Consider the following 13,065-nt stretch of genomic DNA (forward strand, 5'->3'; position numbering starts at 1 on the left):
GCAAGCATGCCATTGCCAGAAATTCTCACACAGAACCAGATTGATGCAGCTGCAGGGCTGGTTCGTGAGTACTACACGAAGCTCTACCGAAACGAACTACCTCAAACCGGAAGCCGGTTCGACGATTGGGCGGGTGGTGGCGACAGGAACGAAGTGGCGCACGTCATTACAGCGGACGACGTTCTCGCAGTCTCCTTTTTGTCCGTCCAAGTGACTGCACGAGCTGCGATCGGGCTCCTCGAAGCACGCGCCTCTGAGGTGTCAGAACTCCTCGAACAAATCCCAACGGATATGGACCTCTCCGCTTTCCGAGCTGACGAGTTCGATTCGGTCTTGGGCCCACAGAGTCCGGCAGTTCAACTGTGGCGTCTGCTCCGTGGAAGCGACACCTACCGTTGGGGAATCGGTCCGACCACAGCCAGCAAGATCATGGCAAGAAAGAGACCGCGAATCATCCCAATTTATGACTCCGTTGTGGGTCCTTTAATGGGCCTCAAAACCTGCAACGGGCAATGGGAAACATGGCACAGGCTTCTCACGGACGGAAGCGGACTCCCCCGTCGGCTGCAGAAAATTCGGGAAGAGTCAGGAATAGCTCAGCAGATCTCGGATCTACGAACCATGGATGTCGTTTTGTGGATGCACGGAACGCACAAGAACCGCAGTTCTGCACAAAATGAAATGCGTGAACCTCTTTAGTGCGCAGTTCCAGTCATCAGACCTCAACCAAGGGTGCTTTAGGCATTTGCCAGGCTATTTGGTATTGGTCCGCGACTATGGGCCAAACCAGCCGGCGGCCATCTTCCAAGGAACGGGCCCGCTCGGCTAAAGGTCCGAGAATGATGAATTCATGCGGTATCACTCTACCAGAAGAGTCTTGCCTACCCTCAGGATCTGGAAAGCGCAGTGCGACTCCGCCTTTTATGCGCCGGAAGACCTCCGGCTCATCCTCAGCACCCGAAAACGCACGCTCGTAGACTGGGAGCGGATCAGCAAATTGCCCGTCCAGTAGGAACTTGTAACCCCATGTTTTTCCGCGGGTTGCCCAGATAATTTTCATCTCCGACTCCTCAAGAGAATCTGCTTTGCTTCGCCATTCTCTAAATCCATCCGAAATCGAGTCAAGGTGGCTTCCAAGTAGTTCTTCTTGACCAATGCTTCGGCGTTGGCTTGTCTGAGCTTGTCTCCGGCCAACTTGGCGGCGTCGTCCAATACTTCCTTGGAGAGTACGAATCCAATGAACTTGGCCAGTGGACCCATGGGACCAGGTATATTGACCCGACTACCGAGGAGCGAGGCAGCAAGAGCTCCGGCACCGGAAAGCAAGTTCTCGGCTACCTTGCCGGGGATCTGCATTGTCCGAGACCAGCGTACGTGGCGTTCGAATGGGAGAATGGAGGCAACGGGCAGGATCAACTCCATGCCGACATTATCGGTGACTTCGATCCTGTCAGAGTTGAACTTCGCGGAGGAAAGCAGCACAAAGTCTTCGCCGACGGAGAGAGCGTCGCTTGCTTCCACCAGACCACTCAACACCTTACGCAGCTCTTCAACCTCATCGCAGGCTTTATCCACGATGAGATCTCTGAACTGAAATACATTCAGACCAGGCAGCAGATCTGATTTGGAAAGCGCAATGATCCAAATGCGGGGAAATTCGACAAGTGGTTTGCCGTCCTCCAGCAAGTCCTCCTTGAGCGACAGTAACCCGTTGCGGAAGTTAGCCAGCAATGACTTCAGGTAGAGTTCTTCTGCTCCGGCATTGTCCAGCAGGCGTTGGCCGTCCACCATTAGCAGCGCAACGTCCGACCCTAGCAATGATCGGAATGCATCAACCCGTCGCTGGGCTTCCTCAGGGCCGCTTACGGCTTCTTCAAACCATTCCCCAGGATAGTCGTGCCAAACAAGGCGAAGAGCCTCAAAGGGTTTGGTCCTTGTGGACTTGGAGTCAGCCTCCTCTTTCAGCTTGACTGAGAACGAATAGGAGGTGGCTGAGAATCGGGTGGGTAGGGGCAGCCTCGCAGAGTCACGCATGCCCAAGTAGTTTCGATGTAACCGAGCTCCTTGCCCAAGATCGTCTGCCAAGACATGAAACAGACTGTTCTGCAAGTACTGCGGCTCCTGCGTTGCACCGTAAAATGAGGAAAGCATGACGGTTTTTCCACTGCCACTCTCGCCGAAGACGGCGATGTGCTGCTCTAGGGCTCTGCTGATTTGCATATGTGCAGCCTACGATATCCAAGATAAAGTTCCCGCGGTATGACGAAATCTCTGACTTACTTCATCCCGCCAGAAAGTCAATCGCGAACAGGCCGCGGCTAGATCTCGAATGGCAAGCGGGCCTGTTATCCCCGATGAGTCTCTAGGCTGCCCGTCCGACAAGACCTGCAGACGAGTGTGGTCACCCATTCTGCAGACACGGATTCCGATCTGGCCGAACGTTCACTGCGAACTGCTCCAAGTAACTCTGCAGGCGCCTCGGGTTCGTCTAAGACAGTCGACCACAGTTTTTCACAAGATATTCGAATCGCGTTCGAAATATTCCGAATCACGCCGACTTGGATGACTCCTGACTGTAGAGCGCTGGGATACTATCACTGCTGCCGAAACTGATCGGTGCAATTACTAGGGGGCATGCATTCCATTGGATCTTTTGAACGGCCTGAGCCTCGAGCAGCTCCAGATAGGTGTTTGGGCTGTTGCGGCCCTTTTCGCGTTCGGGGCCGCGCTCTGGCGTCCAGCTAAGATCCACTCAACAGTCTTTGGAGCAGTGCTGCTCTTCGCAGGACTCAATGTCGGCGCGGGCCTCTACGTGTTGAATCATTACGCAGATTCTCGATGGTCCGCGGAAGCTACGTCTCTGACTGCTCCAACCTTTAAGGAGACACCTTTAGTTGGGCAGTTCCTTGAGCCGTTGGATGCCGCACTTCAGGCAGTCGTCAGCGGGGTTAACGATTTCCTCGCATTCAAGGAGGCTCTGCCCATTGCACTCGAGTTCATGGTCACAGCCGGATGGGCATTGCTCTGGTCTTTACCGCTCATGATTTTCGCAACGATCATCAACCAGATAATCGCAAAACGCAGGGCCGCGACCTTCAACAAATACCGCTCCGCCGTGGACCTGCTGAGGGAAGAACTAGACCAGCTCAAGCTCGAAGTCGCGAGGAGAAACGCCGATAGAGTGCCTGGCCTGGCAACTGATGTGAGCCCAGGCAAGCCTCAGTAACACCCGCCAACAACTTTTGGCTTCTCCGCCGTCAAGCCCTCATTTCCAACTCCCACCAGAGCGCCTCATCTCATCAGTTTTTACGTGCACCGACCCCCGACCGCTGCACCAGAAACACCGCCCCCAGCACCAGCACCGCACCCACCAACTGCCACCCCGACAACGACTCCCCCAAGAACACAAACCCCAGCACCGTAGCCACAAGCGGGCTCAGGAATCCCAGGAACGACACCACCATCGTCGGCAGCCGCTGAATCCCACGGAACCACACCGCATATGCCGCCAGCGCACCAACCACGCTGAGGTAAGCAAAGCCCGCCAGGTTAGGCACAGTAATCGCCCCCGGCAGCCCTTCAACAACCAGCGTCACGGGGAGCAACATCACCCCACCCATCGCTAACTGCAGGCCGGTAAACCCAAGCAGCCCCACGCCGTCGGGCCTTCCCCAGCGCTTCGTTAGAACTATGCCGGCCGCCATGCTCAGCGCCGCGGCCATCCCGGCGAGCACACCTACAAAAGTCAGCGACGCGTCGGATCGCAGGACGAGCAAGCCGACACCTGCGGCTCCCACCGCGCAGGCAATGATGTGCGCCTTGCGGATCCTCTCCCCCAGCAACAGCACGCCGAGGAAGAGCACGAACAAGGGCTGGATGGACATGACCAGCGCTGCGAGCCCGCCCGGCAGTTGATACGCGGTGAAAAACAGCAGGAAGAAGAACAGCCCGATGTTGAGCGCGCCCAGCGCTGCGGCCTTGAACCACCAACTCCCCCGCGGCCACGTTCGGGTGACCAACATCAGCACGATCCCAGCTGGCAGTGCCCGCACGGTCGCGGCCAGTAGCGGCCGATCGGCGGGGAGGAACTCCGTGGTCACCAGGTAAGTGGAACCCCAGACCATTGGGGCAAGAGCGGTGATAAAGAGGTCGCGAGGGGACGCCTTGGACGCCCCAACTCCAGCCCTGCTGGCAACCGCTGCAGATGTGCTCATCTTTCACTTCCATACATTTCGATGTCGAACTATTTGATGTAAGACAATGTAGGTGCTGTACTATTTGGGGTCAAGCATTGGAGGACGATGGACCGCGACGCAGTGGACATGATTCTTGAGCAGTGGAACACGGAGCGACCCGACGTGGACGTCAGCTCCATGGGCGTTCTGGGCCGGCTCAACAGGGCGAGTCGCCTGGCCTCGCTCGAGGTGCAGAAGTTCATGAACCAGTTCGGGCTTGAGCCCTGGGAGTTCGACGTCCTGGCAACACTGCGCAGGTCGGCTTCCGAGGCGCCGCTGACGCCGGGACGACTCGCCAGCCTCACCATGATCGGTTCTGCGGCCATGACTAACCGCGTGGACCGGCTCGTAAACCGCGGCCTGGTACATCGCGAAACAAACCCCGAGAACCGCCGGCAACTCCTCATCAGCCTCACGCCCGAAGGGCTCGCCCTCGTGGACGACGTGGTGGAGCACCACGTCGCGAACCAACAAAAGATGCTTGAGGGCCTCTCGAAGACTGAGCAGGCACAACTGGCAAGCCTGCTGCGCAAGTTCCTGCTGACAAACAACGACGGCGAACCCTCCTAAGCGGTCGTGTCGCCCATGCGAGGATGAGGCGTGGACACTTCCTCTGAGCAACTGGCGATGGCAATCGGTAAAGCGCTGGGCGGCGGACAGGCAAGCGCCTACACCGGCACCTCGTATTGCCAGAGCGGCAACCACTTGGTGATGAGGCATGCAATTTCGGTGCACCCGAGGGTTTTCATGTGGACCGCGAAGGAACTGCCGGACGGACGGACCCGAACCTTCGACCCCCGAAGACTGATCATCCAGACCGACGGCGTCGATGATCCTTACGGCCTCTCCATAGACCGCATCCCGTTCTCGTTTCCTGAAGCTGTACAGCTCTCGTTCCCGCTCTCCCTACCCATCTGGGGTCGGCAACTGGACGACTACCACCCTGTCGCTTGTGAAGTGAACGGCTCGGACACGACACTCCTCCTGAGGCACCGAGTAGACCGGACAATCTTCGGGTCCTTCACCTTCGAAAGTGAAAGCGGCATCGCGAAAACCCTGTTCACGCCGACGACGGCACTAAAACTGGAGCGCGATCTTCCTCCGGACAACGGAGAGCACGACTTCGGCTTTGTGGCCGGCTTCGGTGACCCCGATCTGCAGAATCGCCTTCGCCCAGACGGAAACACCCATTAACAACGAGATGGCCCGCGGACATCAGTCCACGGGCCATCTGGGTCACTCAACCTCGTTGGGCTCCTGCCGGGATGCCGTACGTTTGCGCCGCCGCAACTCATAAACGCCGTAGCAACCGAAACCCAGCATGAGAACAGCAGCACCGGCACGCCACCATGCGAAAGGTTGCCAAACCGCGAAATTGACGGCCATGACGAAGAACATCACTACTTGGAGTGGATGCGGAGCCCTTTTCACCGCTTGCTCCTGCAAATAAGGCGCCCGCGCGTGGTGAGCTCACGGTACATTCCGAGGATCGCAGCAATGCTGAGAAGAGGGGTCAGTACAAAACTCAACGGGTGTCCCCTGAGAAGCAACGCCAACGTGGTCACCATTACGCAACCAGCGCTGAGTCCGGCCATGCCCGCTTCCGCCGAATCGGACGGCACCCACCCCCACTTCTTGTAGTGCAGGGCTGCGGCAAGGAGGAGCATCAACAACAAAATGCCGACGACGAAGATCATCGGTTCAGGAACCAGCCCCACAGACACCACACTCGCCCCCAGGATGAGTGACAACGTAATCGAGTACTGTTTGGTCTTCATCGTCGTTGCCGGCACAAACTCTCCCCCTGAAAACGGAATTGCTTTGACTCCCACAGCCTGAGCCCACAAATCGCCCTCTAGGTGTCAGAATCCGCGAAACTAGGTGCTGTCAGGGCTGAATTAGGTAGCGAAAAGCCCGAAAATGAGTGCTCAAACACAGCGTCTAGGTGCTCCTACCCTGACCGTCAAAAGTCCGAACCTCCCACCCCTAACAAAAGCCACCCAGCAGGACTAGGCTCCGTTGCATCGCGTGATGACGATGCTGCTAATGGGGGTAACAGTGATGTTCCGATCAAAGTCGACCAAGAATTCCTGCCACAAAACACCCGACAATCGAAGGCGCCCACTTTTCGTAGGGACAACTCTGGCCGCGGTCGCGGCACTGCTCTTGGGCACAACCGCCCTTCCAACACAGGCAGACCCACCGGGCATACGCGCAGCGAACGTCCCGGCAAACAACTGGGACTACGTCAACATCAACACCGGATACAACGACGACGTCCTGGCAAGAGATACTGCCGGCGACCTTTGGGTTTATCCGGGTGACGGCCAGGGCGGCTGGAAGAAGCCCCGCTTCAAGATGGGCGAGGGCTGGAACGTGATGACTGCAATCATCGGTGCGGGCAAATTCCAAAGCGAGTTCAACGACGACATCCTGGCCCGGGATATCAATGGCGACATGTGGCTCTACCCCGGCGGATACGGATATCTCAAACCACGGACCAAGGTGGGCGTTGGCTGGAACGCCATGACCGCCATCATGGGTCCGGGCGACTTCGACGGCGACTATTGTGCCGACGTCATCGCCCGCGACGCGGAAGGCCGCCTTTGGTTGTACCCCGGGGACCACGCCGGCGGCTGGAAACCCCGGAGCCAAATTGGTGTCGGCTGGAATGTGATGACAGCTTTGATCGGGCGCGGTGACTTCAACGAGGACGGCAAGCGGGACGTCATGGCCCGGGACACCAGCGGAGCACTGTGGCTTTACCCTGGCGACGGCAAGGGCGGGTGGCTGCCCCGCATGCAGGTGGGCGAGGGCTGGAATGCCATGACGGCGATCATCGCCACCGGAAGATTCGACGGCAACTACCCCGGCTACTCACAGATCATCGCCCGCGACGCCAACGGAGACCTCTGGCTCTACCCTGGCGTCGGCAGCCGTCACCTCGAACCCAGAAAGAAGATCGGGGAAGGCTGGAACGTCATGACCGCGCTCATCTGACCCAACCCAAGCGTCAGTCAACGGCCGGCACCCAAGGCGGGCTCCGGCGTCGTACGTTTGCAGCGCCAGTGCTACTTTGTATGGAAGCTGCTGGTTCAGGGGGATGACATGGAAGCTTGGGAATGGATCTTGGTGCTGCTGGCGGGCCTGTCCGCGGTGTTCGTGATGGGAGCGAACATTTGGGCGATTTTTGATGTCCTGCGGCAGGACGGGCTCGATCAGATTGCCCGGATCCTGTGGGTCCTGCTGTTCTTCGTGGTACCGCTGTTCGGTGTTGTGGTGTGGCTGTACGCGAAGCCGCGGCTGACTGGCTCAGCCAGCGGCTCCCCGCTACGGAGGACGCTCTAGGTGCTGGGCCGAGCACCAATTACTGTTTGCCGTTTGCCAACATCCGGAGTGTCGAGGCTTACCGGTCAGAACTTGTGTGACATTTGGTGAATGACCCAGGAACTTTCCACTTTGATGGCACTCATCGACGGCCACCTGGATCGGCTTGAGTTAGGGGCAGCCAAGTACCTAAGACCGGGGCTGCCCCCGAATGCCGTCGTCGACGAACTCACTGCACGTGATCTTCGTGCGGGAGACGAGCTCATCGCGCTCTTTGCATGGCACGACGGGACCGAGGTGGGCCCCGATATTTCGCTGAACGATATGTGGCTCATGCCGGGTTACTACTTGTTTACCTTTGAGGAAGCGCTACGAACGTACGACCTGTTCGTTAACGAGTTCGAGGGAAATCCCTCATGGTTCCCGATTCTCGAGGACAACTTCGGTGGCTACATATTCGTGGACTGCGCGCGAATCGATCAGCAGCCTGTATACGACTACGACTTTGAAAACGTCAACAACGAACTGAAGCACCGTTCCATCCAGGAGATGCTGACGACGATCGAGACTGCCTTTTCACGAGGAATCTTCTTCAAGAACAGCGAAGGTCTTTTCGACAAGGACTGGGATCTGTTCTGGACAATGGCGGCCGAGATCAACCCCTCCGCGACTTACTGGTGGATATAAACGGCGCCTGGTCTCTGGCTTTAGCAAGCTCCGTCCGCCGACTGAATGCTGCAAGGATGGGTTGATGCTGCCTGACACCGAGATTCTGCTGCAAGGCCACCGAGGGCGTCGCCTCTGCCTTGAACTCGCCATGGAAATGGACCAGGACATCCGGATCGCCGTCTTCCACCTCGGGTATAACCTCGATCCCGGCGCCGGCACGTCACGAAAACTCTTGACCATGAATCCCTCCGCAGAGGCACCGCCTCCCCCACCGGAGCCAACTGTGGATGAGCTCGCAGCATTGATCACGTCCCTGGAACTTCGGAATATCACGGACGAACTGATTCACCACGCCCTTCAACGCGCAGTGGATACCGCCAGGTACTGGCAGGAGCCCGACGGCGAAGACGTCCTCGCCGCCACCCAGGAAATCACAGAGTCCCTGGCGCATATCGCCAAGAGCCTGAAAGGAAAACCCGCAACTCAGTGGTGGGACCAGAAGGCCCTGCCCGGACAATGGGCCATCGACTGGCGCGCAGAAGCAGATCCCGCACCGCTCCCTCGAAACCCTCAACACACCCTGTCCGAATGGGCACAAAAGGAACGGGCCGAAGAAATCCGCGCGGCCAAGGAACGGCCACAAGACCCTCACGCCAACTTCAGTGGCGAATGGTGGTCGATCCCTCACGGGCTGATCCACACGGTGGCGCGAATCCCCGACGGTCTCAGCCTGGTTGAAGATTCCCTCGGGTGGGAGGAAGCCACCGTTATCCCCGTCGCCGGAACAGGCCGGATTTTGGAGATCAGCACAGAAGAGGACTGGATCAAGCTGTGCAGGGACTTCCCCTTGGAGGTCACTGCGTCCCGTCGTCACGATTGGTTCCGCACCACCGGCCGCCACGGCCGCTGGGTCATCCCCGACTGGGAACGGGCCGCCAAAGAATGGGATGCCGTACACCTCACCGTCGCCGGCTACCTCAGCACTGCCGGCCGGGCCCTACAAACAAACGAAGACACCGCAAGCGTCATCGCCGGTTGGGATCCCGGCAGCACCATCTGGCTCACGGACGTGGCCCGCGAAACGGAAGGCCCGCGACAGTTCTGGCACCGGCCACACAACCAGGACCTGTGGCAGATGGTCCCGGCAGGCTGAACCCACCCACGCAACCAGCCGCCGTCGTACCCTTCACGGAGCGCAAGCAGTCAGCCGCCCGCAATCTCCCGCAGCGTCTGCAGGTGCGCCGCCCACACGTCCCGCCCCACGGCCGTCAAACTCGCGGAAGTCCTCGGAAACTTCCCGGCGAAGCTCTTCTTGATCTTCACAAACTCAGCCTTCTCCAGGATGGCCAACTGTTTGCTCAGCACCGAGTCGCTGACTTGGATGGCGTCTCGCAGGTCCTTGAAGTCCAACGACTCCGCCTTGGCCAGCGCGGCCATGATGGAGAACCGGACCGGTGAGTGCACTATCTCGTTGAGCTGGTGGCGCGGGTGTTCCGCCGGGGTGCTCATGCGCGCAGCTCGCGGAAGGCGGCGGCGAGGCCAATGGCGGCCAGCGCGATGGCGGCCGGGATGTAGAACCAGAGGTTGCCGGTCGGGAAGAAGATAGCGCCGCACACGAGGGCCACGACATAGAGCCCGAAGTACCCCAGAAGAGAGGTCAGGAACCGCTTGGTGTACCCGGCCTTGGTGGAGCGTTGGAACATAGGCCAGATGCTCGCAGTGATAGCTCCCCAGGCGCCTACGGAGCCTGCCAGCAAAGCAGCGCCGTATCCCGTGTGAGTCACAATATGCATCCCGATCATCAGCAGCGAGCCCATGATGGCCAGGCTGGTGAACATGACGGCCACGGGCCAAGCCGCTGCGTTGATGGATGAAGCACCCACTGAGTCGGCCCTCGCAAGGAGTTCGCGTGCCTCAGCTGGTGTCATGCTGCCGGTGGCCTCATTCATGGTTTCCCCCAAAGTTGTGCGGATCAATAATCACACCCTAAGAAAGTACTTTCCAAGTTGTCAAGTACTTTCCCATGACAGCCTAGTTAGCGCGCAAACCACCACTCCCGGTAAATTTAGACAAAGAGTTTGACCCTCGGTGAGCAACACCACTCGCGCGCCTCACGAAAGCAGGATCATATGACCGTCTCTCCCCTCATTTGGGGCATCACCATCGTCGTCATTCTGGCGCTTCTGGCCTTCGACTACTTCTTCCACATCCGCAAGGCACACGTCCCCTCCCTGAAGGAAGCGGCCATCTGGTCCTCCATTTACGTGGGCCTGGCCGTGGTCTTCGGCATCCTGGTACTGGTCTTCGGTGGCGCCCAAATGGGGTCCGAGTACTTCGCCGGCTACATCACGGAGAAGGCCCTCTCGGTAGACAACCTGTTCGTGTTCCTGATCATCATGGCCAGCTTCCGGGTGCCACGTGAGGATCAGCAGAAAGTCCTGCTCTTCGGCATCGTGTTCTCGCTGATCGCCCGCACCGGCTTCATTTTCCTGGGTGCCGCGCTGATCAACTCGTTCGCATGGGTGTTCTACATCTTCGGCCTCATCCTGCTGCTCACGGCCGGCAACCTGCTCAAGCCCGGCGACCACGGTGACGATCAAGCGAACAACTTCATGATCCGGCTCGCCAAAAGGCTCTTCCACACTACGGATAAGTACGACGGCGACAAGCTCTTCACTACCGTCAACGGCAAGCGTGCTCTGACTCCCATGCTCCTGGTAATGGTGGCCATTGGCGGCACGGACATCCTGTTCGCCCTCGACTCCATCCCGGCAATCTTCGGCCTCACCCAGAACGTATTCATCGTCTTCACCGCCACGGCGTTCTCACTAATGGGCCTGCGCCAGCTCTACTTCCTGATCGATGGCCTGCTGGACCGCCTCATCTACCTCTCCTACGGCCTGGCAGCTATCCTCGCGTTCATCGGCGTCAAGCTGATCCTGCACGCCCTGCATGAGAACAACCTGCCGTTCATCAACGACGGCGAGCACGTCAACGTCATCGAGATCAGCACCGGCCTCTCGCTGAGCGTGATCATCGGCGTCCTGATCGTCACCGTGGTGCTCTCACTGATCAGCCCGGCGGGCAAGGCCCAGACGGCCATCAACAACGCCCGCCGCCACGCCGTCGATTACCTGGACCTCGACTACACCGCAGACGCGAACGAGCGCGAACGCATCTACCGAGCACTCACTGCGGAAGAGGCCCAGATCGTCCAGATGCCGCTGAAGTACCGCAACAAGGCCAAGGACGTGGACACGATCCGCGAGCAGGTCAAGGAAGCCCACCGCCAGCACGAGGCATTCCTCAACCGCTAAATCCCGCCACGGCTAAGACCTCAGGCGCCCAGGAGCACGCTGATCTGATCCCGGATCTCGTCGCCAACCTGGGCGTCTGTCATTTCCATGGTGGCCGAGGACGTCATGCTGATGAACATGATCGAGGAGACGATGCGCGCCAGCTTGGCAGTGTCTCGGGCGAGCAAATTCTTGTCGCGGCCCAGGACCTCGGCAATGGCTTCTTCGGTGCGCATGGTCAGGGACAGCGCTTCTGCGTGGTGCGGCTCGGAGGGATCTCCGAAGACGATTTCCTTGAGGTAAGTCCGGCCGTTCTCGATCTGGACGCGGTTGCACTCAATGATGGGCCGGATGATGGCCATCACCGCATCCAGCACCTCCGCTTCAGCGGACGCCGCGTCCACGCCTTTGGCCAGCGCTTGGGCGTACTTGACGTTGTGCACCAACAAAAGCAGCTCCGCCTTGGTCTTCGCGTACAGGAACAAGGTTCCCGAACCGACGTCGGCCTTTTCAGCTACTTGCTGGGTGGTGACCTCATCCACCCCGTACTGGGTGAAAAGCTCACGGGCTGCCGCGGTGATGCGGTCAAGCTTCTCCTGCTTATTCCGCTCACGTCGGCCAAGGGTCTGGGGCGCAGGCTGCATGGAGCTACCGTATCAGCGGCGCCACATCAGCGGGCGCCACATCAGCGGCCCAGGAATTCGAGGGCTACGGGAACAAAGCGGTCGTGGAACTGGAAGATGCCGCCGTGCCCGGAGTCGGGATAGATGACCAGTTCGCTGCCCGGAATCCGCCGGTGCATATCGCTCGAAAGTACCGAGGGGACCATGCGGTCGTTGTCACCGTTGGCGATCAACGTCGGTTGGGTGATGACGCCAAGATCGGCCGACGGCGATAATCCCCACCGGCGGATGGCTTTCAGTTGCGTCTGGAATGCGCCGAACTTGATAGGCGCCTCGCGGTTGGTGGTGCGTTCCTTGAGCCGGCTGATGAAGGCCCGCGCGGCAGGCTTGCCTGCGACGTTCCGATTGAAGAACAGGAACTCCTTGGGGTCTTGCCGCGTGAGGGTTCCCCGGAGAACGTCGTAGTACGTGGTCCCGATGATGTTCTGGATGCCTTCGCCACCTGCAGGGCCTGTGCCAGCGAGCACCATCTTGCGCACCATGCTGGGGTGCTTGAGGACCAACGACTGGGCGATCATGCCGCCAAGGGAAAATCCGAAGAGATCCACCTGCGGGTAGCCGAGGGCCTGGATGAAGGCAGCGGCGTCATCGGCCATGCTGTCGATGCTGTCCGGAACACTGCCTGTGGACGCACCCACACCGCGGTTGCTGAAGGTGATGACGTGGTGCTTCGCGGCGATGGGATCGATGATCCGCGGATCCCAGTTGTCCATGGTCCCGGCGAGGTGAATCAGGAAGATGACCGGCACCCCGCCTTTGGGCCCCATCTCGCGGTAGGCGTACGTAACATCGCCGGCCGTCACCGTTTTTGAAGGAACCTGCAGATAGCTCTGGTTGTGCTGCTCACTCATGATG

Annotated in this window: 17 protein-coding genes; 9 read left to right on the forward strand and 8 right to left on the reverse strand. The window is 59.2% G+C overall.

Translation table 11 applies throughout. The features are described 5' to 3' along the window. The first annotated feature begins 6 nt into the window (after positions 1-6). Entirely contained in the window at positions 7-699 is a 693-nt protein-coding gene (locus M1D51_RS16220) for a DUF6308 family protein (RefSeq protein ID WP_458107215.1), read from the forward strand. 357 nt (positions 700-1,056) lie between these two features. On the opposite strand, the gene M1D51_RS16225 is transcribed toward M1D51_RS16220, so the two are convergent. After that, positions 1,057-2,220, reverse strand: a complete 1,164-nt coding sequence (locus M1D51_RS16225) for a TRAFAC clade GTPase domain-containing protein (RefSeq protein ID WP_458107216.1) — start codon at positions 2,218-2,220, stop codon at positions 1,057-1,059. A gap of 424 nt (positions 2,221-2,644) precedes the next feature. Between M1D51_RS16225 and M1D51_RS16230 the strand changes: the two genes are divergently transcribed. After that, positions 2,645-3,226: a hypothetical protein gene (locus tag M1D51_RS16230; protein ID WP_458107217.1), complete on the forward strand. Its 582-nt coding sequence runs from the start codon at positions 2,645-2,647 to the stop codon at positions 3,224-3,226. A gap of 73 nt (positions 3,227-3,299) precedes the next feature. Here the strand turns inward: M1D51_RS16230 and M1D51_RS16235 are convergent, their stop codons facing one another. Further along, positions 3,300-4,100, reverse strand: a complete 801-nt coding sequence (locus tag M1D51_RS16235) for an EamA family transporter (RefSeq protein ID WP_458107218.1) — start codon at positions 4,098-4,100, stop codon at positions 3,300-3,302. A 201-nt stretch (positions 4,101-4,301) separates the two neighbouring features. On the opposite strand from M1D51_RS16235, the gene M1D51_RS16240 reads away from it, so the two are divergent. Together M1D51_RS16240 and M1D51_RS16245 are read left to right on the forward strand one after the other, a co-directional pair. Continuing rightward, a complete protein-coding gene (locus M1D51_RS16240) occupies positions 4,302-4,805 on the forward strand; it encodes a MarR family winged helix-turn-helix transcriptional regulator (protein WP_458107219.1) in 504 nt (167 codons plus the stop codon). 30 nt (positions 4,806-4,835) lie between these two features. Next, on the forward strand, positions 4,836-5,429 hold the full coding sequence (locus tag M1D51_RS16245; protein ID WP_223944858.1) for a PhoX family protein: 594 nt from the start codon (positions 4,836-4,838) through the stop codon (positions 5,427-5,429). A 42-nt stretch (positions 5,430-5,471) separates the two neighbouring features. Here M1D51_RS16245 and M1D51_RS16250 read toward each other — a convergent pair whose 3' ends face one another. Both M1D51_RS16250 and M1D51_RS16255 read right to left on the reverse strand, forming a co-directional pair. After that, positions 5,472-5,666: a hypothetical protein gene (locus M1D51_RS16250; RefSeq protein WP_223944857.1), complete on the reverse strand. Its 195-nt coding sequence runs from the start codon at positions 5,664-5,666 to the stop codon at positions 5,472-5,474. After that, a complete protein-coding gene (locus M1D51_RS16255; protein ID WP_458107220.1) occupies positions 5,663-6,013 on the reverse strand; it encodes a hypothetical protein in 351 nt (116 codons plus the stop codon). Before M1D51_RS16255 ends, M1D51_RS16250 begins: the two co-directional genes overlap by 4 nt. Before the next feature lie 388 nt (positions 6,014-6,401). Here M1D51_RS16255 and M1D51_RS16260 point away from each other — a divergent pair, with 388 nt between their 5' ends. From M1D51_RS16260 to M1D51_RS16275, 4 genes are all read left to right on the forward strand, one after another. Then, the gene (locus tag M1D51_RS16260; RefSeq protein WP_458107221.1) at positions 6,402-7,235 is read left to right on the forward strand and encodes an FG-GAP repeat domain-containing protein; all 834 of its coding nucleotides are present in this window, start codon (positions 6,402-6,404) and stop codon (positions 7,233-7,235) included. A 108-nt stretch (positions 7,236-7,343) separates the two neighbouring features. Continuing rightward, positions 7,344-7,583, forward strand: coding sequence for a PLDc N-terminal domain-containing protein (locus M1D51_RS16265; RefSeq protein ID WP_458107222.1), 240 nt, complete (start codon positions 7,344-7,346; stop codon positions 7,581-7,583). A 90-nt stretch (positions 7,584-7,673) separates the two neighbouring features. After that, positions 7,674-8,249: a hypothetical protein gene (locus tag M1D51_RS16270; RefSeq protein ID WP_458107223.1), complete on the forward strand. Its 576-nt coding sequence runs from the start codon at positions 7,674-7,676 to the stop codon at positions 8,247-8,249. A gap of 64 nt (positions 8,250-8,313) precedes the next feature. Beyond that, a complete protein-coding gene (locus M1D51_RS16275) occupies positions 8,314-9,384 on the forward strand; it encodes a hypothetical protein (RefSeq protein ID WP_458107224.1) in 1,071 nt (356 codons plus the stop codon). A gap of 50 nt (positions 9,385-9,434) precedes the next feature. Here the strand turns inward: M1D51_RS16275 and M1D51_RS16280 are convergent, their stop codons facing one another. Together M1D51_RS16280 and M1D51_RS16285 are read right to left on the reverse strand one after the other, a co-directional pair. Continuing rightward, positions 9,435-9,740: a winged helix-turn-helix domain-containing protein gene (locus tag M1D51_RS16280; RefSeq protein WP_223944853.1), complete on the reverse strand. Its 306-nt coding sequence runs from the start codon at positions 9,738-9,740 to the stop codon at positions 9,435-9,437. Beyond that, a complete protein-coding gene (locus M1D51_RS16285) occupies positions 9,737-10,180 on the reverse strand; it encodes a hypothetical protein (RefSeq protein WP_458107225.1) in 444 nt (147 codons plus the stop codon). The genes M1D51_RS16280 and M1D51_RS16285 overlap by 4 nt, the downstream gene beginning before the upstream one ends. 180 nt (positions 10,181-10,360) lie before the next feature. Here M1D51_RS16285 and M1D51_RS16290 point away from each other — a divergent pair, with 180 nt between their 5' ends. Next, a complete protein-coding gene (locus tag M1D51_RS16290; RefSeq protein WP_223944851.1) occupies positions 10,361-11,548 on the forward strand; it encodes a TerC family protein in 1,188 nt (395 codons plus the stop codon). 20 nt (positions 11,549-11,568) lie between these two features. On the opposite strand, the gene M1D51_RS16295 is transcribed toward M1D51_RS16290, so the two are convergent. Together M1D51_RS16295 and M1D51_RS16300 are read right to left on the reverse strand one after the other, a co-directional pair. Next, a complete protein-coding gene (locus tag M1D51_RS16295) occupies positions 11,569-12,171 on the reverse strand; it encodes a TetR/AcrR family transcriptional regulator (protein WP_458107226.1) in 603 nt (200 codons plus the stop codon). A 41-nt stretch (positions 12,172-12,212) separates the two neighbouring features. Further along, entirely contained in the window at positions 12,213-13,064 is an 852-nt protein-coding gene (locus tag M1D51_RS16300; protein WP_458109602.1) for an alpha/beta fold hydrolase, read from the reverse strand. Position 13,065: the final 1 nt, after the last annotated feature.

Source organism: Arthrobacter sp. R3-55 (genome assembly GCF_054161505.1).

Bases quoted from the DNA above. Each gene is read 5' to 3' on its own strand.
- M1D51_RS16295 (WP_458107226.1), bottom strand. From the start codon at position 12,171: ATGCAGCCTGCGCCCCAGACCCTTGGCCGACGTGAGCGGAATAAGCAG.
- M1D51_RS16265 (WP_458107222.1), top strand. From the start codon at position 7,344: ATGGAAGCTTGGGAATGGATCTTGGTGCTGCTGGCGGGCCTGTCCGCG.
- M1D51_RS16220 (WP_458107215.1), top strand. From the start codon at position 7: ATGCCATTGCCAGAAATTCTCACACAGAACCAGATTGATGCAGCTGCA.
- M1D51_RS16275 (WP_458107224.1), top strand. From the start codon at position 8,314: ATGCTGCCTGACACCGAGATTCTGCTGCAAGGCCACCGAGGGCGTCGC.
- M1D51_RS16270 (WP_458107223.1), top strand. From the start codon at position 7,674: ATGACCCAGGAACTTTCCACTTTGATGGCACTCATCGACGGCCACCTG.
- M1D51_RS16225 (WP_458107216.1), bottom strand. From the start codon at position 2,220: ATGCAAATCAGCAGAGCCCTAGAGCAGCACATCGCCGTCTTCGGCGAG.
- M1D51_RS16240 (WP_458107219.1), top strand. From the start codon at position 4,302: ATGGACCGCGACGCAGTGGACATGATTCTTGAGCAGTGGAACACGGAG.
- M1D51_RS16290 (WP_223944851.1), top strand. From the start codon at position 10,361: ATGACCGTCTCTCCCCTCATTTGGGGCATCACCATCGTCGTCATTCTG.
- M1D51_RS16280 (WP_223944853.1), bottom strand. From the start codon at position 9,740: ATGAGCACCCCGGCGGAACACCCGCGCCACCAGCTCAACGAGATAGTG.
- M1D51_RS16285 (WP_458107225.1), bottom strand. From the start codon at position 10,180: ATGAATGAGGCCACCGGCAGCATGACACCAGCTGAGGCACGCGAACTC.
- M1D51_RS16255 (WP_458107220.1), bottom strand. From the start codon at position 6,013: ATGAAGACCAAACAGTACTCGATTACGTTGTCACTCATCCTGGGGGCG.